Origin of the sequence: Streptosporangium sp. NPDC051023 (assembly GCF_040689595.1) — a bacterium.
Taxonomy (GTDB): domain Bacteria; phylum Actinomycetota; class Actinomycetes; order Streptosporangiales; family Streptosporangiaceae; genus Streptosporangium.
This window is the reverse complement of the sequence record NZ_JBFBCE010000058.1, coordinates 1-21,415: the sequence shown is the minus strand read 5'-3', so window position 1 is coordinate 21,415 and position 21,415 is coordinate 1. Positions and strand designations below refer to the sequence as shown.

Annotated in this window: 16 protein-coding genes, 1 pseudogene and 1 riboswitch; of the genes and pseudogenes, 13 read left to right on the top strand and 4 right to left on the bottom strand. The window is 68.7% G+C overall.

The window, feature by feature from the left end; all coding sequences use genetic code 11:
• The first annotated feature begins 351 nt into the window (after window positions 1-351).
• Complete coding sequence (panD, locus tag AB0395_RS31200) at window positions 352-819, top strand: aspartate 1-decarboxylase (protein WP_366287254.1); 468 nt, start codon at window positions 352-354, stop codon at window positions 817-819.
• A 94-nt stretch (window positions 820-913) separates the two neighbouring features.
• Complete coding sequence (locus AB0395_RS31195; protein ID WP_366287253.1) at window positions 914-1,336, top strand: hypothetical protein; 423 nt, start codon at window positions 914-916, stop codon at window positions 1,334-1,336.
• A gap of 68 nt (window positions 1,337-1,404) precedes the next feature.
• Here the strand turns inward: AB0395_RS31195 and AB0395_RS31190 are convergent, their stop codons facing one another.
• A complete protein-coding gene (locus tag AB0395_RS31190; RefSeq protein WP_366287252.1) occupies window positions 1,405-2,130 on the bottom strand; it encodes a helix-turn-helix domain-containing protein in 726 nt (241 codons plus the stop codon).
• A 75-nt stretch (window positions 2,131-2,205) separates the two neighbouring features.
• On the opposite strand from AB0395_RS31190, the gene AB0395_RS31185 reads away from it, so the two are divergent.
• The 4 genes from AB0395_RS31185 (at window position 2,206) to lysX (ending at window position 8,324) form a co-directional block, all read left to right on the top strand.
• Window positions 2,206-3,156 carry an LLM class flavin-dependent oxidoreductase gene (locus AB0395_RS31185; protein WP_366287251.1) on the top strand — a complete coding sequence of 317 codons (951 nt, stop codon included), beginning with the start codon at window positions 2,206-2,208 and terminating at the stop codon, window positions 3,154-3,156.
• A gap of 267 nt (window positions 3,157-3,423) precedes the next feature.
• Window positions 3,424-6,015: an L-aspartate oxidase gene (locus tag AB0395_RS31180; RefSeq protein ID WP_366287250.1), complete on the top strand. Its 2,592-nt coding sequence runs from the start codon at window positions 3,424-3,426 to the stop codon at window positions 6,013-6,015.
• Window positions 6,015-6,797, top strand: coding sequence for a type III pantothenate kinase (locus AB0395_RS31175; protein WP_366287249.1), 783 nt, complete (start codon window positions 6,015-6,017; stop codon window positions 6,795-6,797). Before AB0395_RS31180 ends, AB0395_RS31175 begins: the two co-directional genes overlap by 1 nt.
• Before the next feature lie 24 nt (window positions 6,798-6,821).
• Window positions 6,822-8,324: a bifunctional lysylphosphatidylglycerol synthetase/lysine--tRNA ligase LysX gene (gene lysX, locus AB0395_RS31170; protein ID WP_366287248.1), complete on the top strand. Its 1,503-nt coding sequence runs from the start codon at window positions 6,822-6,824 to the stop codon at window positions 8,322-8,324.
• 182 nt (window positions 8,325-8,506) lie between these two features.
• Here the strand turns inward: lysX and AB0395_RS31165 are convergent, their stop codons facing one another.
• A complete protein-coding gene (locus AB0395_RS31165) occupies window positions 8,507-9,403 on the bottom strand; it encodes a TetR/AcrR family transcriptional regulator (RefSeq protein ID WP_366287246.1) in 897 nt (298 codons plus the stop codon).
• A 172-nt stretch (window positions 9,404-9,575) separates the two neighbouring features.
• Here AB0395_RS31165 and AB0395_RS31160 point away from each other — a divergent pair, with 172 nt between their 5' ends.
• Window positions 9,576-9,824 carry a LuxR C-terminal-related transcriptional regulator gene (locus tag AB0395_RS31160; protein WP_366287244.1) on the top strand — a complete coding sequence of 83 codons (249 nt, stop codon included), beginning with the start codon at window positions 9,576-9,578 and terminating at the stop codon, window positions 9,822-9,824.
• A gap of 368 nt (window positions 9,825-10,192) precedes the next feature.
• On the opposite strand, the gene AB0395_RS31155 is transcribed toward AB0395_RS31160, so the two are convergent.
• A complete protein-coding gene (locus AB0395_RS31155; RefSeq protein WP_366287325.1) occupies window positions 10,193-11,230 on the bottom strand; it encodes an NlpC/P60 family protein in 1,038 nt (345 codons plus the stop codon).
• A 14-nt stretch (window positions 11,231-11,244) separates the two neighbouring features.
• Window positions 11,245-11,397: riboswitch (cyclic di-AMP (ydaO/yuaA leader) on the bottom strand.
• A gap of 478 nt (window positions 11,398-11,875) precedes the next feature.
• Between AB0395_RS31155 and AB0395_RS31150 the strand changes: the two genes are divergently transcribed.
• From AB0395_RS31150 to AB0395_RS31130, 5 genes are all read left to right on the top strand, one after another.
• Window positions 11,876-12,409, top strand: coding sequence for an amino-acid N-acetyltransferase (locus tag AB0395_RS31150; protein WP_366287323.1), 534 nt, complete (start codon window positions 11,876-11,878; stop codon window positions 12,407-12,409).
• Between the two features lie 246 nt (window positions 12,410-12,655).
• Entirely contained in the window at window positions 12,656-13,699 is a 1,044-nt protein-coding gene (locus AB0395_RS31145; protein ID WP_366287242.1) for an RDD family protein, read from the top strand.
• A gap of 1,372 nt (window positions 13,700-15,071) precedes the next feature.
• Window positions 15,072-15,404, top strand: coding sequence for an Lsr2 family protein (locus tag AB0395_RS31140; RefSeq protein ID WP_271215226.1), 333 nt, complete (start codon window positions 15,072-15,074; stop codon window positions 15,402-15,404).
• Window positions 15,405-15,669: 265 nt separating this feature from the next.
• Entirely contained in the window at window positions 15,670-18,177 is a 2,508-nt protein-coding gene (locus tag AB0395_RS31135) for an ATP-dependent Clp protease ATP-binding subunit (protein WP_366287240.1), read from the top strand.
• A 379-nt stretch (window positions 18,178-18,556) separates the two neighbouring features.
• The gene (locus AB0395_RS31130) at window positions 18,557-19,507 is read left to right on the top strand and encodes a TIM barrel protein (protein ID WP_366287238.1); all 951 of its coding nucleotides are present in this window, start codon (window positions 18,557-18,559) and stop codon (window positions 19,505-19,507) included.
• Window positions 19,508-19,570: 63 nt separating this feature from the next.
• Here the strand turns inward: AB0395_RS31130 and AB0395_RS31125 are convergent.
• Window positions 19,571-20,443, bottom strand: a pseudogene (locus tag AB0395_RS31125) (A/G-specific adenine glycosylase); the annotation flags it as partial.
• Between the two features lie 124 nt (window positions 20,444-20,567).
• Here AB0395_RS31125 and AB0395_RS31120 point away from each other — a divergent pair.
• Window positions 20,568-21,257, top strand: a complete 690-nt coding sequence (locus AB0395_RS31120; protein ID WP_366287236.1) for a hypothetical protein — start codon at window positions 20,568-20,570, stop codon at window positions 21,255-21,257.
• Window positions 21,258-21,415 lie beyond the last annotated feature (158 nt).

Below are 21,415 nucleotides of genomic sequence, written 5' to 3'. Positions count from 1 at the left end.
TCGCCATGCCACCGACGCTTGACATGATGGGAGCATTCCTCCCTACGCGCATGTCAAGCCTCTGCGCATGTCAAGCGGCTTCCCGGCATCCGGGACATGTCAAGTGGCTTCCCTGCCGGTTCCGGTGCCGGTCAGGTGCGTGGTGCCGCGTGCCCTACGACCGCTCATCCGCTTGGCGTAGCCAGTGGCCGCCGGGCTCTCCAGTCGCTGGTGCGGCATTTCATCGGCGCTCCCTGACCGAGCACCCGGTGGGGTGAGACGGCCGCTGTGAGCATCTCCGGGGCGTCGGATATATTCCGCGCAGGCGCGCACGTCACCAGGCGGCGCGACCGAGCGAGAGGTGATCGACGCATGCTCCGCACCATGTTCACGTCCAAGATCCATCGTGCCACCGTCACCCAGGCCGACCTGCACTACGTGGGATCGCTGACCATCGACGAGGACCTGCTGGACGCGGCGGACCTGCTCCCAGGAGAGCAGGTCCACGTGGTGGACATCGACAACGGCGCCAGGCTGGTGACCTACACGATCGCCGGTCCCCGGGGCTCGGGCGTCATCGGCATCAACGGCGCCGCCGCCCGGCTCGTCCAGCCGGGTGACCTGGTGATCATCATCGCGTACGGCCAGCTCGACGACGCCGAGGCCCGGACCTTCAAGCCCCGGGTGGTGCACGTCGACCGCGACAACCGGATCGTCGACCTCGGCCACGACCCGGCCGCCGCGCCCCCCGGCCTCCTGCGTGGCGACGAACTCCACGAGGAGCTCCAGGACGTCCTCCACCGGGACGGCCTGCACAGGGCCGCGCACGACCCCCGTTAGCGGGCCACCGGCCATTCCCTCCGGGGAATTGTCGGGTGGAGGCCCCTTCTCGCAGGGTGAGTGGACACACGGACCCACTGACCGAGGAGAAACGGTGACCGATATCCACGCACGGGAACTGGCCGACCGCTACGTCGCGCTCTGGAACGAGCCGGACGCCGGGCTGCGCCGAAAGGCGATCGAGGAGGTGTGGGCCGGGGACGGGATCTACGTCCTCCAGCCGCCCCAGGAGATCCGGGAGATCGCCGCGGGGCTGGGCTTCGACTCCGTCACCCTTGAGGCTCGCGGGCACGACGAGATCGAAGTGCGGGTGGTGCGCTCCTACGAGAGGTTCGTCGCCCCCGGGGAGTTCTTCTTCCGGCCCCGCGGCGACGCCCTCCGTCTGCACGACGTCGTCAGATTCACCTGGGAGATGGTGCCCGTCGGGGGCGACGACGTGGTGGGTAGCGGCCTGGAGGTGCTCATGCTCGGCGAGGACGGCCGTGTCACCGCCGACTACATGTTCCCCGGGTCCTGACGCGGCCGCCGCAGCTCCCCCGGCGCCCGCAGCTCCCCCGGCGCCCGCGGCTCACCCGGTCAGCGGGTTCACCCGGCCAGCAGCGCCGCCGTGGCCGCGTCGGCGGGCAGGAACGCCTCCAGCCTCAGTTCCGCCACGGTCACGTCGAGCGCGGTCGCGAACGTCGTGATCGTGGTCGTCAGCCGCAGCTCGCCGCGCGCCGAGCGCAGCCGTACGGGGACGGCGAACCCCACGTGGTCGGGGCCCGGCGCGGCGTGCGGTACGTAGCCGGACAGCTCCTCGTACAGATCGTCCCGGGGGATGCGGTCGAGGATGTGCTGCGCCCACTGTTCCAGGTTGACGATCCGCGACGCCAGCCCCTCCGGGTGGAGGGAGAGGCGCAGCACGTTGACCGGCGGCCGCAGCAGGTGCTCCGCGACGCCCTCGGTGAGCAGGCCGAACCCGTCGTTGGCGAGCACCAGCTCGTGCCGCGCGTCCACGACGACCGCGGGATAGGGCAGGTGCCCGGTCAGGACGTGCCGCAGCGCGGTGCGCACGTGCTCCAGCGCGGGGTCGTCCAGCGGGGTCTGCGGGTAGACAGGGGCGTAACCGGCTGAGAGCAGGAGTTCGTTGCGCTCCCTCAGCGGCAGCTCCAACGACTCGCTGAGCCGTACCACCATGGACCGGCCGGGCAGGGAGCGGCCGCTCTCCATGAAGCTGAGATGGCGTTGTGTCGTGCCCGCGCGCAGGGCGAGGTCGAGCTGGCTGAGACGGTGGCGCCGCCGGGCCGAGCGCAGCACATGGGAGAAGTCCACCCGCCCAGTGTGCCGGACCTGTCCATTCCTTCGAGGGAATTGTCGTCATTCCCGGAACGGCACACGATCCGTCCCATGAACACGCGACTGGGGGTTCTGCTCCCCACCAACCACGGCCAGTGGGACGACGCACGGCGGCTGGTCGACTTCGGCGTCCGCGCCGAACGGCTCGGCTACGACTCGCTGTGGGCCAACGACACCCTGCTCGGCCCGCGCGTCGAACCGCTGGCCATGCTCGCCGCCCTCGCACCGGCGACCGAGCGCGTCACACTCGGCACGTCGACGCTGCTGCCCGCCTTCCGCCGTCCGGTCACGACCGCGCAGGAACTCGCCTCCATCGACCACCTGTCCGCCGGGCGGCTGGTCGTCGCGGTGGGCGCGGGCTTCCCCGGCCGCTCGGAGATCGAGTACGCGGTGTCGGAGGTGCCCTGGGAGCGCCGCTTCGGACGGCTGGACGACACGGTGGCCCTGTGGCGGGCGCTGTGGGCAGGTGAGCGGGCCTTCCACGGCAAGGTGCTGCGCTTTGACGAGCTGCCCGAGTCCACGCCCCCTTACCGGTCCGGCGGGCCGCCGATCTGGCTGGGCGGAGCGAGCCCGTCGGCGCTGGAGCGCGCCGGACGGCTCTACGACGGGTGGCTGCCCTACCCGCCCGATCCCGCCGACTACCGGGCGGGCCTCGCGACGGTACGGCGCGCCGAGACGACGGCGGGGCGCCCTGTGGACGCGGTCACCCCGGCACTGTTCGTCACGATACTGATCATCGACGATGTGGAAGAGGGAGAACGGCGGTTCGACGCCTACTGCCGGGCCACGTACGGCCTGCCGTACGAGACGGTGCGGACGATCCAGGCGACGATCGTGGGGCCGGTCGAGCGGGTGACCGCCACGCTGGCCCGCTACGTGGCGGCGGGCGCTGAACACCTCGTCTGCCGCATCGCGGCGCCGTCCGTCGACACCCAGCTCGACCAGCTGGAGCTCATCGCCGGGATCGCCCGCCCAGTGGCCGGGAAGCCGTCCGGCCGCTGAGAACGCGTCCCGAGTCCGGGCAGCGCTCCCGGCTGATCTCAGCGAGCCGGTCGTTCCAGGGGGCCGGTCGTTCCGAGGGTGTGGTCTCCTTCGGGCCGATCCGGTGAGGTCGGGGGCGGTCCGACGAGGGGGGCGGGGGCGCTCCGGTGAGGTTGGGGGCGGGGACGGGGGTGATGGGGACCCCGGGGAACAGTCGCTGCGGCGGGGGCGTTATCGTCACATTGACGAAATAGAAGTGCCTCTAACGATCCCCTTGAGGAGGCGGCAGTGACGATCCCGGCCATTCCCCAGAAGTTGACCGCGCCCCCTCCGGGCTGGACGGTCGAGGCCGATGTCGTCGTGGTCGGCTCTGGAGTCGCGGGTCTGACTCTCGCGCTCCGGTACGCCGACCTCGATCCCGGTGCGAAGATTCTGGTCGTCACCAAGGACGTGCTTTCGTCCGGGTCGACGCGCTGGGCGCAGGGCGGCATCGCCGCCGTGCTCGACCCCGCGGACACCCCCGCCGAGCACCTGTCCGACACCCTCATCGCGGGCGTGGGCATCTGCGAGGAGGAAGCGGTCCGAGTCCTGGTCACCGAGGGGCCGGGGGCGCTGCGCGAGCTGATCGCGACCGGCGCCAGGTTCGACACCGACGACTCAGGCGAGCTGCAGCTCACCCGGGAGGGCGGTCACCGGCGCGACCGCATCGTGCACGCGGGCGGCGACGCCACGGGGGCCGAGGTGCAGCGGGCGCTCGTCCAGGCCGTCGGGAAGTCGGCGATCCAGGTGATCGAGCACGCCCTCGTGCTCGACCTGCTCAAGGACGCCGAGGGACGGGCCGCGGGGGTGACCCTGCACGTCATGGGCGAAGGCGAGCGTGACGGGGTCGGCGCGGTCAGGGCCGGTGCCGTGGTGCTTGCCACCGGCGGCATGGGCCAGATCTACGCCTCGACCACCAACCCCGCCGTCTCGACCGGGGACGGGGTCGCGCTCGCGCTGCGGGCGGGCGCCGTCGTCAGGGACCTGGAGTTCGTCCAGTTCCACCCGACCGTGCTCTGGCTCGGCGAGGGCTCGACCGGCCAGCAGCCGCTGATCTCCGAGGCGGTCAGGGGCGAGGGCGCCGTGCTGGTCGACGCCGAGGGCGTCCGCTTCATGAAGGACGTCCACGAGCTGGCCGACCTCGCGCCCCGCGACGTCGTGGCCAAGGCGATCGTGCGGCGGATGCTCGAGACCGGCGCCGAGCACATGTACCTCGACGCCCGGCACTTCGGCGAGGAGAAGTGGCGCACCCGCTTCCCGACGATCTACGCGTCCTGCCTGGAGCACGGGATCGACCCGGTCAGCGAGCCCATCCCCGTCGCCCCGGCCGCCCACCACGCCAGCGGGGGCGTCAGGACCGACCTGCACGGCCGTACCAGCGTGCCGGGACTGTACGCCTGCGGCGAGGTCGCCTGCACCGGCGTGCATGGCGCCAACCGGCTGGCCTCCAACTCGCTGCTCGAGGGCCTGGTGTTCGCGGAGCGGATCGCCGCCGACATCCACGCCGGGCGGGGGACCCGGCCCGCCGGCGACGTCCCCGGCGCCACGCCGCGGGCCTCCGCCACCGTACGGCGGGCGCCCGGCGAGCCGGTCGCCGACGACCGGCCGTCGGGCCTGATCGACCCCAGGGCCAGGCCCAGGATCCAGGGGCACATGAGCAGGGGCGCGAGCGTGCTGCGCAGCGCCGAGTCCCTGGGCGAGGTCGCCAAAGCCCTGCTGAACGTCCGGTGGACCCCGGTCGCGGTGGAGCCGTGCACGGAGTCCTGGGAGACCACGAACCTGCTGACGGTTGCGTCCGCGCTGGTCGCCGCCGCACGCGACCGGCAGGAGACCCGCGGGTCGCACTGGCGCGAGGACTTTCCCGAGCGAAACGATGACTGGTGGCTGGGGCACCTCGACGTGACCCTGACAGGAGAGGGAACGACCATGACATACGTGCCGCACGGGCGGGGCGCCGACGCGCTGCCGCCGCAGGTCGAGGCAGACCTGATCGAGGCGGGCCTCGACCCGGCCGAGGTCGCGGCGCTCCTCGAGGTCGCCATGGCCGAGGACGTCCAGGAGCTCGGCGACGTCACCAGCCTCGCCACCATTCCCGCGGGGCGGACCGCGACCGCGGACGTGGTCGCGAGGGCGGACGGCGTGGTCGCCGGGCTCGCCGTTGCGGAGGGCGTGTTCGCCCACGTCAGCGAGGGCCGTCTCACGGTGGAGCGCCGGGCGAAGGACGGCGAGCGTGTCGCGCGGGGCGATGTGCTGATGACCGTCACCGGCCCGGCCCGCGACCTGCTGACCGCCGAGCGGACGGCGCTCAACCTGCTCACCCACCTGTCCGGCGTCGCCACCCTGACCAGCCGCTGGGTCCGCGCCGTCGAGGGCACCGGGGCGCGGATCAGGGACAGCCGCAAGACGCTGCCCGGGCTGCGGGCGCTGGAGAAGTACGCGGTGCGGTGCGGCGGCGGGGTCAACCACCGCATGTCGCTTTCGGACGCCGCGCTGATCAAGGACAATCACGTGGTGGCCGCGGGTGGGGTGGCCGAGGCCTTCCGGGCGGTCCGGGACGCGTATCCCGGTCTGCCCATCGAGGTCGAGGTCGACCGGATCGACCAGATCGAGCCGGTGCTCGCCGAGGGGGCGGAGGAGATCCTGCTGGACAACTTCACCGTGGAGCAGCTCACGCTGGCCGTACGGCTCGTCGACGGCAGGGCGCGGCTTGAATCCAGCGGCGGATTGACCTTGGAATCGGCTCGTGATGTAGCCGAAACAGGGGTTGACTATCTTGCGGTGGGCGCGCTCACCCATTCGGCGCCCGCCCTTGACATCGCCTTGGACCTTCGGGGGAATTGATGCTGCTCGCCATCGATGTCGGTAACACCCATACCGTTCTCGGCCTGTTCGAGGGCGAGGAGGTCATCGAGCACTGGCGGATCGCGACCGACGCCCGGCGCACGGCCGACGAGATCGCGGTCGTGCTCCAGGGATTGCTCGGGCAGTCGCCGCTGCTCAAGGGCACCGACGTCGACGGCATCGTGCTCTGCTCGACCGTGCCCTCCGTGCTCAACGAGATGCGTGAGATGTGCCGCCGTTACTACGGCGACGTCACCGCGGTGATCGTCGAGCCCGGCATCCGCACCGGGGTGCCGGTCAGGATGGACAACCCGAAGGAGGTCGGCAGCGACCGGATCGTCAACGCGCTCGCGGCCATCCAGCTGTACGGCGGGCCGTGCATCATCGTCGACTTCGGCACCGCGACCTCCTTCGACGCGGTCTCGGCGAAGGGGGAGTACGTCGGTGCGGTCACGGCCCCCGGCATCGAGATCTCGGTGGACGCGCTGGCCGCAGCCGGGGCGCAGCTGCACAAGGTCGAGCTGATCCGGCCCCGCTCGGTGATCGCCAAGAACACGGTCGAGGCGCTCCAGGCGGGCATCATCTACGGCTTCGCCGGTCAGGTCGACGGGATCGTCGAGCGGATGGCGGCCGAGCTGGCCGACGACCCCGACGACGTCACCGTGGTCGCGACCGGCAGCGCGGCGCCCCTGGTGGTCAGCGAGGCGCGCTCTATCGACGTGCACGAGCCGTGGCTCACGCTGATCGGCCTGAGGCTCATCTATAACCGCAACACCCCGTAGCCGGACATCGGTAACCTTGTTCCCGTGACCGATGAAGTGACGAACCCCGCCGAGGATCTGCCGGAGCAGATGCGCGTGCGCCGGGAGAAGCTCGACCGCCTCCGCTCCGAGGGCGTCGACCCCTACCCGGTGAGCTTCCCGCGCACCGCGACCAACGCCGAGATCCGCGAGAAATATGCCGATCTCGGCGCTGACACCGCGACCGGCGACAAAGTGGGCGTCACCGGTCGGGTCATGCTGTCGCGGACCGGCGGCAAGCTCTGCTTCGCCACGATCCGCGACGGTTCCGCCGACCTCCAGGTCATGATTTCCCTGGACAGGGTCGGAGAGGAGTCCCTGGCCGCGTGGAAGCGTGACGTGGACCTCGGCGACCACGTCGGCATCGAGGGCGAGGTCATCACCTCCCGCAGGGGCGAGCTGTCCATTCTGGCCGACAGCTGGGCGATCACCTCCAAGTGTCTGCGCCCGCTGCCGGAGAAGCACGCCGGGCTCACCGACCCCGAGGCGCGGGTCCGTCAGCGTTACCTGGACCTCGTCGTCAACGACGAGGCACGGAAGATGGCCCACACCCGCAGCGCGGTCGTGCGTGCGATCCGTGATTTCTGGCACGGCGAGGGCTACCTCGAGGTCGAGACGCCGATGCTCCAGCCGATCCACGGCGGCGCTGCGGCCCGGCCGTTCAGGACCCACATCAACGCCTACGACATGGAGCTCTACCTCCGCATCGCGATTGAGCTGTACCTCAAGCGGCTCGTGGTCGGTGGCATCGAGAAGGTCTTCGAGATCAACCGCAACTTCCGCAACGAGGGCGCGGACGCCACCCACAACCCCGAGTTCACGATGATGGAGGCCTACGGCACCTATCTCGACTACAACGGCATCGCCGACCTGACCCAGCGGATGATCCAGAACGCGGTCGTGGCCGCGCTCGGTCACTCCGTGGTGACCTACGAGGGTCAGGAGATCGACCTGGGCCTGCCGGAGTGGCCGAGAATCACCGTCTACGGGTCGGTCTCGGCGGCGCTGGGCGAGGAGGTCACCACCGAGACGCCGCTGGAGCAGGTCCGCAAGCTGGCCGACGCGCACGACGTCCACTGGGACGCCAAGTGGGGGCAGGGCAAGCTCGTTCAGGAGCTCTTCGAGGCGCTCGTCGAGCACACCCTCATCCAGCCCACGTTCGTCATGGACTACCCGCTGGAGACCTCCCCGCTGGCCAGGACGCACCGCGACAACCCGCTTCTCACCGAGAAGTGGGACCTGATCGGCTTCGGCACCGAGCTGGGCACCGGCTACTCGGAGCTGAGCGACCCGATCGAGCAGCGCCGCCGCCTCACCGAGCAGTCCCTGCTCGCCGCGGGCGGTGACCCGGAGGCCATGCAGCTCGACGAGGACTTTCTCACCGCCCTGGAGTACGCCATGCCGCCCACCGGTGGCGTGGGGGTCGGTATGGACCGCCTCATCATGGCCTTCACCGGTAAGAACATCCGAGAGACCATCCTGTTCCCGCTGGTCAAGCCCACGAGCTGAACCAGGCGGGCGTGCCTGGAGCGCGGGCACCACGTCCCTGAGGGGCGTGGTGTCCCGGGCTCTCTGAGGGCGTGGTGTCCTGGGCCGGGGCGTGCTCGTCCTGCGGGGCCGTGGTGTCCTGGGACGGTGTGTTTGTTCTGCGGGCGTGGTGTCTGTCCTACGTGGTGTCCAGGGGGCGTGCTTTAGGCGTGTGTGTCCCGGCCGCGCCTGTTCCGCTCGTGCGTCCCTCTGAGTGTCCCGTTCCCGGCCGTGCGTGCCCTGGCGGTGTGGGCGGCGGCCGTACGGCGTTCCTGCGGGTGATCGCCCGTCGTCTCCTTCCCCGCCGGATGGATCGAGCCCTGGTGGTTTCCGGTTGTCCGATCGGCGTCCGTGTGGTTTCCGGACGCCTGGTTTCCGGACGCCTGTTCTTCACGGCCCTCGCGCGTGCCCTCCCCGGGAAAACGCTCTCCCGGCGCGCCGCCGTCGGACTCGTGTTCGAGCCCGGTCATCAGCCAGCGCAGCGCCTGGGCGAACAGTTCGGGCGGCACCGCGCCCGGGTCGGCGCGGCGCTGGACCACCAGCCCCTCGAAGAGGCCGATGACCACGGTTGCGACCGCGGACGCGTTGCGGGATGTGGTGTGGGAGGCATCGTGGGACGTGTCGTGCGGGGGCAGCAGGCGGGCGACGGCCGTACGGGGGGCCCGCCAGCGCTCGGCGAGCCTGCCGAGTAATTCGGGCCGGGTGCGGGCGTAGCGCAGAAACTCCATTTCGAGCGTGCTCGTTACCGTGTGTTGATCGGCCAGTTCCGCCATATATGTGCCGAATGCCGCAAACCAGGCGGCACTGTCCTCACATTGCGAGGGGATTCCACCCGTCACGTCAAGGGGGTGGGGGAGGTGCTCCTCGAAGAGCGCGCGGAAGAGGTCGTCTTTTCCCGCAAAATTCGCGTAGAGGGCGCCCACGGTGCGGCCGGCCCTGGAGGCGATCTCGTCCACGGAGGCCCCGGCGAAACCTTGTTCTGCGAAGACCTGGGCCGCGGCGGCCAGCAGGTGCCTGCGGGTGCGAGCCTTGGCTTGTCCACGACTTAACCGTAAAGGCACCGACATATCATGAGTACTTCACGTAGCGCCCGCTATGTCAACAGCGTCTGCTACCTCTATGAAGAAGTGGAACTTGACGACCTTTGAACAAGCCGTTTACCGTTCCTGACGGGCGGCATTGATTCCAGACGACTCACGCCTCACTTAGCAGGTGCGGGGGGAGCGACTCCAGATGGCATATCCCGAAGTGGATTCCCGTCGCGGCGACGGCCTCCTGGTCGTGGGCGAGATCGGCCTCAGCGACGAGGACCTTGTGCTGCTGGCGGAGCTGGCCAAGGGCGTCACCGTTGACCGGGTCGGACGTCGTCTCGACATCAGCGGTCGGACGGTCCGGCGCAGGCTCCGCGGGATCTGCGACCGCATCGGCGTCGCCACGGCGATCGAGGCCGTGGCCTGGGCCGCCCGCAGACGGCTGATCTAGGTCACGCCCGCCCGGCGGTCCCGGGCTTCCCGCCCGGCGGTCTTGGGCTTCCCCTCTGGCGGTCCCGGGCTTCCCGCCCGAGAGGCTGGGACTTCCCGCGCCGCGGCCGCCTACGAGGGAGATGCGGCGGGTGACTCCCCTCAAGCCCTCGTGTGGCCTCTCAGCCCCTTTCGAGTGGCGGGGTCCCCCGGCCGCCGTACGGGCCTCCTGCGGCCTCTGATCGCGCTTCAGGGCCGTGCTCCGGCCCGGCGGGCGCGTTGGCCCGCGCTTTGCCCTTGTACGTCCTATCCGTCGGTGGCGCGTGTACGTCCTATCCGTCGGTGGCGCGCCAGAGGCCTGTCTCAGCCGGAGGCGTGCCAGAGGCCGTCTCAGTCGGCGATGCGCACGCCGCCCGCGAAGGGCCGGTTATCGATCGTGGTGATGTGGATGACGTCACCGGTCTGGGGCGCGTGGACCATGAGGCCCGCCCCGATGTAGATCCCGACGTGGTGCAGGTCGCTGTAGAAGAAGACCAGGTCTCCGGGGCGGAGCTCGCTCCTGGAGACGTGGGTGCCCGCCGTCCACTGGTCACCGGTGTAGTGCGGCAGGCTGATGCCGACCTTCTGATAGGCCCACATCACCAGGCCGGAGCAGTCGAAGGTGTTGGGTCCCTCCGCGCCCCACTTGTACGGCTTGAGCTGCTGGGTGAGGGCCCAGCGGGCGGCCTCGGCCGCCTTGCCGCTGCCCACGATCGGCACGTTGATTCTGACCCGGCTGCTCCGGTTGCGCTCGGCCCGTGACCGCACCTCGCCGAACAGGTCGCTCTCGACCTTGGTCACCAGGCGTTCGATCTTGGTGCGCTTGTCGCCGAGTTCCTTGAGGAGGTCCTGGACCTCGGCGGTGCGGGCCTTGGCGCTGGCCTGCGCGCGTTCCGCGGCCTCGATCGCCTTGCTGACCTGGGCGACCTCCTCGCCCTGCTGCTGCTGGAGCGCGTAGTTCGCGGTCGCCTGGTCGAGGAAGGTGTCGGGGTTGGACGACTGCGTGAAGGCGAGCGCGGAGGCCAGGCCGCCCGCCATGTAGGTGCTCTGCGCCAGGAGGGTGGCCTTGGTGCGCCGTGCGGCCAGCTCGGACTGGCTGACGGAGAGGGTCTTCTTCGCGCTCTCCGCGGCGCGCTGCGCCTGCTTGAGCTTGACCTGCTCGCCGTTGTACTGCTCGCTGAGCGTCTCGATCTCGGTGTGCAGCTTCTCGGCCTGTTTGGCGAGTTGCTGAAGGCTGGGCTGCGGATCCGCGGTGGCCACCAGGGGAGTGCCGAGAACCAGGGAGGCGAACGCCAGTCCGATGACCGCCGCCTTGCGCGACAGCCCGCGCGTCGCGTGTTCTCGATGGCGGGCGTGTTTGCCCGCGCGCTCTTTCCCACGGTTGCGCATGCGCTTCACCAACAGGCTCCTCTCTCGGCCGCCTACCGGGTTAGCTGACGGGTTCGGGCCGGAGGCAGCCCTACCGAGTGCGCCGGCGGCGCTTCGGATTCACCCCGGGGGACGTCTGGAGGGTGGGTCCCCGGTTCCCCGTGTCGGGGATTCGGCGGCTCAGCACTTTACGGTGCTGACATCGAGCACGGACATTAGTGCAATTGGAGGTTCATGCTCAACCAGAACTGCAAAGCCGGTAGAGCTTTCACAACTGAAATGTCACGGGAAGGTCACACAATTTCATGATCAACATATGTGCCACGCTGGCCCTCAACCTTTCCGGGGCGCTTATGTCGAGGGTCTCCGCAGGTCTGCGCTTCTGTGAAAGATCGGATCGCGGCGGTCTCCGTCGGACCGATCCACAGGGTGCGGGTGGGCCGCGGGTGGTCATCCGGTGAGCCCGGGGGGCGAGTTAAGGACGAGCCGTAAATAGACGGTGGCGAGGACGTACTCTGATCAGTCATGGAGCAGGTTGCGCAGCAGTCCCCGACGCAGGCCGTACCCGAGGCCGTGGCCCGTCCGGCGGGCCCCTCCGAGGCCGGGGGCGCGGAGCGGGCCGGAGGCGAGGGCGTGGACGCGGAGAAGCGGTCCCGGGGCGGGTTGATGCCCGGGACGGCCCCCGCGGAGATCATGGTGCGCCGGGCCAGAACCCCGGACGTGCGCGCCATCCGGCGGCTTGTCGACACCTATGCAGGGGCGGGCCCCCGCCTGCTGGAGAAGGCCACGGTCACCCTCTACGAGGACGTCCAGGAGTTCTGGGTGGCCGACCTGGACGGGCTCGTCGTGGGCTGCGGGGCGCTGCACGTCCTCTGGGAGGACCTCGCCGAGATCCGCACGGTCGCCGTCGATCCCGGATGCCGTGGGATGGGCATCGGTCACCGCATCGTCTCCTCGCTCATCGGCACCGCGGGAGACCTCGGCCTGCGCAGGGTCTTCTGCCTCACTTTCGAGATCGATTTCTTCGCGCGGCACGGCTTCAGGGAGATCCAGGGCACGCCTGTCTCGCCGGAGGTCTATGCCGAACTTCTCGCCTCCTACGACGAAGGCGTCGCCGAGTTCCTCGATCTGGAGCACGTCAAGCCCAACACCTTGGGAAACACCCGGATGCTGCTCCATCTGACACCGCGGGGCAACTGAATTGACGTAGGTGCTGACTGATCGGAAAGGTGACTGTTGATACCTATGTCGATACGTTGTGCACCAGCAAGCATGTGAGTCTGACATGTGCCACATGCGCAGTCGAAGTGAGGTGACGCGGTGAGCACCGGACAGCCACCGTATCCGCAGGATGATCCCGACCGCGACCGCACACCGTCGGGGCATCCGCAATACGGACAGAATGCGGGTCGAGCCCCTGGCGAACTCGATCCCGATGTGACAGTCGTGGGATATCGATCGGAGGCCTCACAGCCGAACACCGGTCCCGGGCAGACCCAGCCCGGTTATGGCCAGCAGGGCGGTACGGGCTCCTACGGGCAGCCCGGCTACGGCCAGCAGGCTGACTACGGTCAGCAGGCGGCTCAGCCCGGTTACGGCCAGCAGCAGGGTTACGGGCAGCAGGCCGCCCAGCCTGGCTACGGCCAGCAGGGCGGTACGGGCTCCTACGGGCAGCCCGGCTACGGCCAGCAGGCTGACTACGGTCAGCAGGCGGCTCAGCCCGGTTACGGCCAGCAGCAGGGTTACGGGCAGCAGGCCGCCCAGCCCGGCTACGGCCAGCAGGCCGGTTACGGGCAGCAGCCTGACTACGGTCAGCAGGCCGCCCAGCCCGGTTATGGCCAGCAGCCCTCCTACGGCCAGGCCGAGTACGGCCAGCAGCCTGACTACGGTCAGCAGCCCGGTTATGGCCAGCAGCCCTCCTACGGGCAGCAGGCGCCCGCCTACAACCAGGGTTACGGACCGCAGGGGGTCACACCCCCCGGTGCCCCCGCTCCGCTCGCGGAGTGGTGGCAGCGTCTCGTGGCCCGGATCATCGACGGCATCATCCTGGCGATCCCGACGGTGATCATCAGTTTTGTGCTGGCGGCGGTCCTGGTCACCGCGGGGGGCTTCGACGCGACGACCGGGACGATCACTGCGCCCTCCGGTGCCTTCCTGGCCGGCTTCCTGACCACCCTCGTAGCGGGCCTGATCTACATCGCCTACGAGTTCCTGATGCTGAAGCAGAACGGCCAGACCGTCGGCAAGATGGTCATGGGCATCAAGGTCGTGCGGATCGGGGGCACGCTCCAGGGCGGTCTCTCCTCCGACCTGGCCGTCAAGCGGGCGGGCGTGCTCTACGGCCCTTACGCGCTGAGCGGCATCCCGATCCTCGGGATCGTGTTCAACATCTTCTCGCTGGTTAACGTGCTCTGGCAGTTCTGGGACAAGCCGTTGCAGCAGACCCTGCACGACAAGGTCGCCACGACGGTGGTCGTCAAGACCAAGTAGTTGTACGAAAAGGGGGCCGGCGGGATGAACCGCCGGCCCCCTTTTCGCGTGTGTGCCCGGAAACGTGCCGGGTAACGTGCCCGGTAACGACGCCCCGCCCGGGCGCGATGGAAGCGCAAACCCATTCGTGGCGGCGTGAGGAGCGTTATGGCCGTCCACCCGCCCCCGGTGGCGACAAACGCCGGGGATCGCAGACGTCGGGGCAGGGCCGTCCTCGTGAGGAGCTCGCGGCCCCGTCCTATGAACGACGCGTGCCGGGCCTTTGGACACCTGTCCACCCAGCCTTATGGGGCCGCCCCGACCGGCCTTATGGGACCTCATTGGGAGAACGCCCGTCGCGGGGAGTTCGGGGACCGCTCGACGACGAATGGACGACGGCACAGGGACACCTGCGTCCGGGACGGTGCCATCTTCGTGTCCTCCAAGGGATTGTCCCGCCGGACTTCCCCTTCACCTTCCCTCCCGGGGGTGAAGACCTTCTTACCGATCGCGCCGCGGGTGCCGCGGCGTTGCCGTGGTTGTTCCAGAGCCGATCCTGTTTGGTGGTTATACGGTCTACGACTATGTCCTAGATGCCAGACAAGGACGTACTCTTGGTAAGAAAACAAGGAAGATCCGTCTTCTTCTGTCCGGTGGTGTCGAACCACGACCTCCCGCCGGATGAAGAGGACAACTATCTATCCGGATGTTCTTCACGCGGAGGGCATTCCGGCGGTGAACCCGCCGGTTGCGATCTTCGGGTCCGTGGAAGGCGCGCTCGACCCTCCTCGTCGCACTCCTCACCAGGGGTTTCATGGCAGGGAGCCGGGTGACCCCGCGGCCGTCGCGCCGGGACCACATTGGTTTTCCGGCGGAGTGATCATCACATGCTCACCCGCCAGGTTTTTTCCCTCCGGCTTTACGGAGTGCAACCGGTAAGACAGCTGGAGAGAAGCATTAAGGTAGTGAGCGGCCAGCCTGGCTGCCCCAGTGACACCCCCCGCTCGCAGGTGACGCTATGGTCATCTGTGGACGGATCAGGACTGATCGAGCGTGCCCCCCAGCGTGACCGGGATGTCGTCGGCAAAATTTCCATGGTCCCCGAAAGTTACCCACGGTGCGGAGCGAGGGCGAATGAACGACGTATTGTCCGCGTTGATACCCCCGGTGGTCGTCGGCGGGGCCTTCATCTACGGAGTTGTCAAGCTTCTTCGGAGTGAAGCCGCAGGCCGCCGCCCGGCAAAACGGAGGGATCCGGCTGAGTCTCAGAACAGCTGATCCACTCCCTCCGGGGTCCGGCAAGAATCGCCGGGCTCCTGGAATTGCCGCTCTTCGATTGCGGGTATATGTTTAGCTAGCGAATGAAACAATACTCCGCGAAAGGATTGCGTAGATGGCCAAGCAGATCCAGGAGATTCTCATCGACGACCTCGATGGGGGCGAGGCCAATGAGACTGTCGCCTTCGCGCTTGACGGCACCAGCTATGAGATTGACCTCAGTGACGTAAACGCGAAGAAGCTCCGCGACTCCCTGTCGGCTTTCGTGCAGAGCGCCCGCCGTTCCGGCGCGCTCGCCCCTCGTCGCCGCCGTGCAGGTGGCGCCCGGGCACTCACGAGAGAGAAGAGCGCCGACATCCGGGCGTGGGCCAAGTCCCACGGCCTTAATGTCAGCGAGCGCGGTCGAATCGCCTCCAAGATCGTCGAGCAGTACGAAGCGGCTCACTAGATCGTTGAATCATGCGGTTATGGCGGCCACGGTGGGGTCCGGTGGCGGCCATGACCGCATGACGCGTTTGAGCGGCCGATAAACGTCGTTCGCTTGCGGCGTATCGGGAACATCGCACCCCCCGTAAGTAGTTGGATGGAGGGTGAACGCCCTGCTCTCGGGGAACGTCTTCTGCGTAGAGCGGTCGCCGGGTCGGGGCTACCATGCGGGATGACAGGGCCCGGATATCCCGGACCTGCCTGACCGCTCTGTGAGGAGCGACGAGATGTTCGAGAGGTTCACCGACCGCGCACGGCGGGTTGTCGTCCTGGCCCAAGAAGAGGCCCGGATGCTCAACCACAACTACATCGGTACGGAGCACATTCTTCTTGGCTTGATCCATGAAGGTGAAGGCGTTGCCGCCAAGGCTCTGGAGAGCCTCGGCATCAGTCTTGAAGGTGTGCGTCAGCAGGTCGAGGAGATCATCGGCCAGGGACAGTCTGCGCCGTCGGGGCACATTCCTTTCACCCCGCGCGCGAAGAAGGTCCTTGAGCTGTCGCTCCGCGAGGCCTTGCAACTAGGGCACAACTACATCGGCACCGAGCACATCCTGCTCGGCCTCATCCGTGAGGGCGAGGGCGTCGCCGCCCAGGTGCTGGTGAAGCTTGGCGCGGATCTCAACCGCGTCCGGCAACAGGTCATCCAGTTGCTTCACGGCTACCAGGGCAAGGAGCCTGCCGCCTCGGGCGGCCCGCAGGAGGCCGCGCCGTCGACCTCCCTTGTGCTGGACCAGTTCGGCCGGAACCTGACCCAGGCCGCCCGTGAGGGCAAGCTCGACCCGGTCATCGGCCGGGAGAAAGAGATCGAGCGGGTCATGCAGGTCCTCTCCAGGAGGACCAAGAACAACCCCGTCCTGGTCGGGGAGCCCGGCGTCGGCAAGACCGCCGTCGTCGAGGGCCTGTCCCAGAAGATCGTCAAGGGCGAGGTCCCTGAGACGCTCAAGGACAAGCAGCTCTACACCCTGGACCTGGGCGCGCTGGTCGCGGGCTCGCGCTACCGCGGTGACTTCGAGGAGCGCCTGAAGAAGGTTCTCAAGGAGATCCGCACTCGCGGCGACATCATCCTGTTCATCGACGAGTTGCACACGCTCGTCGGCGCGGGCGCCGCCGAGGGCGCGATCGACGCCGCCAGCATCCTCAAGCCGATGCTGGCCCGTGGTGAGCTGCAGACCATCGGCGCGACCACGCTCGACGAGTACCGCAAGCACCTGGAGAAGGACGCCGCGCTCGAGCGCCGCTTCCAGCCGATCCAGGTGGCCGAGCCCAGCCTCAGCCACACGATCGAGATCCTCAAGGGTCTGCGTGACCGTTACGAGGCGCACCACCGGGTCTCCATCACCGACGGGGCCCTCGTGGCCGCCGCGCAGCTCGCCGACCGCTACATCAGCGACCGGTTCCTGCCGGACAAGGCGATCGACCTCATCGACGAGGCCGGCTCGCGCATGCGCATCCGTCGCATGACCGCGCCGCCGGACCTGCGCGAGTACGACGAGAAGATCGCCAACGTGCGGCGCGACAAGGAGTCCGCGATCGACGCGCAGGACTTCGAGAAGGCCGCCGCGCTGCGTGACCAGGAGAAGCAGCTCCAGCTCAAGCGGGAACGCCGTGAGAAGGAGTGGAAGGCCGGCGACATGGACGTCGTGGCCGAGGTCACCGAGGAGCTCATCGCGGAGGTCCTGGCGACGGCGACCGGCATCCCGGTCTTCAAGCTCACCGAGGAGGAGTCCCAGCGACTGCTCCGCATGGAGGAGGAGCTGCACAAGCGGATCATCGGCCAGGACGACGCCATCAAGGGTCTGTCCCGCTCGATCCGCCGCACCCGCGCCGGTCTGAAGGACCCGCGCCGCCCGGGTGGCTCATTCATCTTCGCCGGTCCGTCCGGTGTCGGTAAGACCGAGCTGTCCAAGGCGCTCGCCGAGTTCCTTTTCGGGGACGAGGACGCGCTGATCATGCTGGACATGTCCGAGTTCATGGAGAAGCACACCGTCTCCAGGCTGTTCGGCTCGCCTCCCGGCTACGTCGGATACGAGGAGGGCGGCCAGCTCACCGAGAAGGTGCGGCGCAAGCCGTTCTCCGTGGTCCTCTTCGACGAGATCGAGAAGGCACACCCGGACATCTTCAACTCGCTGCTGCAGATCCTGGAGGACGGTCGCCTGACCGACGCCCAGGGACGGGTGGTCGACTTCAAGAACACCGTCATCATCATGACGACCAACCTCGGCACCCGCGACATCTCCAAGGGCATCGGGGTCGGCTTCGCGAAGTCCAACGACACCGAGTCGAACTACGACCGGATGAAGGCAAAGGTCCAGGAGGAGCTCAAGCAGCACTTCCGGCCCGAGTTCCTCAACCGTGTCGACGACATCGTGGTCTTCCACCAGCTGACGCCGAAGGAGATCATCCAGATCGTGGATCTGATGCTCGCCCAGGTGGCGCTGCGCCTGAAGGACCGCGACATGGGGATGGAGCTCACGCAGGAGGCCAAGCAGCTGCTGGCCGACCGTGGCTACGACCCGGTGATGGGTGCCCGTCCGCTCCGCCGTACGATCCAGCGCGAGCTGGAGGACACGCTGTCGGAGAAGATCCTGTACGGCGAGCTCCGGCCCGGCCAGATCGTCAAGATCGGCATCGAGGGCGAGGGCGACGACGCGAAGTTCACCTTCGTCGGAGAAGCCGCGCCCACGGACCGCGTCCCGGACTCGGCCGCCGCCATCGCGGAGCCGATCCAGAACTAACCGGAACCGAGCACGTCAGCGGTAGGAGCAGGCCCCGTCGTGAGACATCACGGCGGGGTCTGCTCATTTGTTATGCAAGGAGGTATCCCGCCACCGCGGGTAGTACTACACTCTGTAGAGTGAGCCTGGTCAGGGCCCACCAAGTGATCCACATGTTGTGCCGTTTGCGGCGAGGCCGGTCCCAGGTCAGCCGTGCGGCGTACCGGCGAATCAGCTCCGCGAATGACGCGGAGAACGGTGCCCGCGCGGGATGCTCGGCGAGCCAGGCCGAGTCCCGGCCTGGAGGCGCCCGCCGTCCCTCGATCCGTGACACCACGATCGTCGGTGCGGGGCATCAGGGTCGCTTCCCCGAAAGCACCACACGCCTTGGAGGCATCGGATGCGTTTGCGACACCAGGACGGGACTCTCGTTCACCTGTCCTACAACGCGGGCGTCCATCCCGCTGAGGACCTGGAGAACCTGATCGCCCACCTGACGAGATACGCGGTCCCGGTGCGCAAGCGCCTCGGCGTGGCCCGGATGGGCGTGGGCCTCTGGCTGTCCCCGAGCGTCGCCGACCACCTCACCGCCGACCGGATCGAACTGGTTCGCCTGCGGCGCTCCCTTGAGGAGCGCGGCCTCGAGGTCGTCAGCCTCAACGGCACCGGCGGCCGTAACCAGGAAAGCCCGGGACCCGACTGGGCCAAGCCGGAGCGCTACCGCTACACGATGGCACTGGCGAAGATTCTCGCCTTCCTGCTCCCGCAGGACGTCCAGTTCGGCAGCATCTCGACCATCCCCATCGGCTGGCGCCGCGACTGGCCCGCCGACCTGCACGCCATCGCCACCCACCGGCTTGAGCGACTCTCCCGTGAGCTGCGCGGCCTCTACAGCGTCACCGGCAAGACGATCAGGGTCGGCTTCGAGCCGTGGCCGGGCTGTGTGCTGGAGACCACGAAGCAGGCGCTTGAGCGGGTCTGCGACATCGACTCCGAGCACCTTGGGGTCTGCCTGGATGCCTGCCACCTCGCGGGTGGCGCGGAGGAGCCGGGAGCGGCCCTGCGTGGCCTGGCCGCCGCGGGCGCCCCGGTCGTCAAGCTCGGCCACGTCCACAACCACTTCGGCGACGCCTGCCAGGAGCTTCCGAGCACCCGCCCCATTCTCGAGGACACCCTCACCGCGATGCTCTCCGGCGCGGTGAACGGCACCGCCCACATCGAGGTCGAGACCCACGACCTGGCGGTTCCGGTGCGGGCGAAGGGGCCGGGCGCCCTGGTCAGCATGCTCGCGGAGGAGCTCGACTGGGCCCGGACGAACCTCACCGCTCTCGGCCTACGCCTGGCCGCCTGAGGCCGCTTTCCCAGTGCTTTCCGTTCTTGGGGTCTCCTGGCGAGGCCTCTCGCTCCCGGGGCCGCCGGGCAGCCGGTAGGTGCCGTCGTCAAGGACCTCGGCCAGGCCGTCGGCGACCAGGCCGTCGAGGGCGCGCTCCCGTTGCGGGGCGTCGTCCCAGACCACGTCGAGAGCGTCCTTGGGAACCGGACCGTGGGCCTGGCGCAGCACGGCCAGCAGGCGGCCCCGGCACTGGCGGTCGGTGCCCGCATAGGTCTGGCCCTTGCGGGCGGGCCCCTCGTAGGGCGGCTTGCCCGCGAGGCGCCAGGCGCACAGGCCGACGATCGGGCAGTCGGCACAGCGCGGGGCGCGGGCGGTGCAGACCAGGGCGCCCAGTTCCATGACCGCGACGGCCCAGACCGGAGCTTCCTGCGGACCGGGCAGCAGCGAGGCGGCGAGCCTGCGTTCCGCGGGCGTGGTGGCCTTGGGGGGATACTCCTCGCCCTGTACGGCCCGCGCGAGGACCCGGCGGACGTTGGTGTCCAGGACGGCGTGGCGACCCCCGAAGGCGAAGCTGGCCACCGCGGCCGCGGTGTACTCGCCGACGCCGGGCAGCGTCAGCAGGGTCGCATGGTCGGAGGGGACCTCTCCATCATGGTTGTCGGTGATCGCCCGGGCGCAGGCGTGCAGGTTGAGGGCACGACGCGGATAGCCGAGGCGGCCCCAGTGCCGTACGGCCTCGCCGGGGGGCTCCTTGGCGAGGGCAGCGGGCGTCGGCCAGCGCTCCATCCACTCCGTCCAGATGGGGAGCACCCGGACCACGGGAGTCTGCTGCAGCATGATCTCGCTGACCAGGATCGACCAGGGGGAGGCACCCTGGGCGCGCCAGGGAAGATCGCGGGCATTGCCGGAGTACCAGGTGAGGATGGGCTCCAGCAGACGGTTCGACTCGGGCACCCTCCGACGATAGTGCCGCTACGGGCGTGGTTTACCGCCTTCGTCCGGCTCCATCCGCCGAAACGGGGGGCCGACAGCGGCGGGTCGCCCTTCACGGTCCATAGGGAATCATCATACTGAGCGTATGGATCCGGACACTTTCCGTAGCGATATAGGGGTGGACGTCTACTGGCGGCGCCGGATGGCCGCGCTTGTCGGTGTGCTCGTGGTGGTCGCGTTCGTGGCGTGGGCCTGCTCGGCGAGCGGGCCGGACGGCGAGTCCCGGACGGACGCCTCCGCGAGCAGCTCGCCGACACCGGATCCGATCTTGGCGCTCCTGCCCACGGTGACGATCACGCCCTCGCCTGCGACGTCGGCTCCCGCCCCCTCTGCCAAACCCACCGTTTCCGCCAAGCCCAAGACCCTCGCCAAGGCCAGGCGCCCCGGTGACGCCTGTGACCCGTCCGACCTCGTGCTGGACATGCAGGGGCAGGGAGAGGTCTACGCCGGGGACAACCGGCCCAGGTTCGTCCTCACGCTGGTGAACACCAGCAAGGTGATGTGCACCGCCGATGTCGGATCACGGGCGCTCGAGGTCCGCATCACCTCGGGTGCGGATCGCGTGTGGTCGTCCGCCGACTGTGTCAGTGGCGAGAGCGAGGACTTCCGCAGGCTCGACCGGGGCATCCCGTACGTCAGGCAGGTCGAGTGGGACCGCCACCGCTCCGGCGGCGACTGCGCGACCGAACGCGTCGCCGCCAAGGCCGGAACCTACGTGGCCATGGTCCACGCTCCCAGTCTCAGGAGTCACAAGAGCGTCTTCCACCTTCGCTGAGGGGTGTTTTCTGGGGTGGTGGGTTTTGGGGGGGTGGTTTGTGGCTTGTGGTGTTCGCGCTGTGAGTGTTGGTTTGTGGTGTTCGCGCTGCGAGTGTTGGTTTGTGGTGTTCGCGCTGCGAGTGTTGGTTTGTGGTGTTCGCGCTGCGGGGGGCGGGT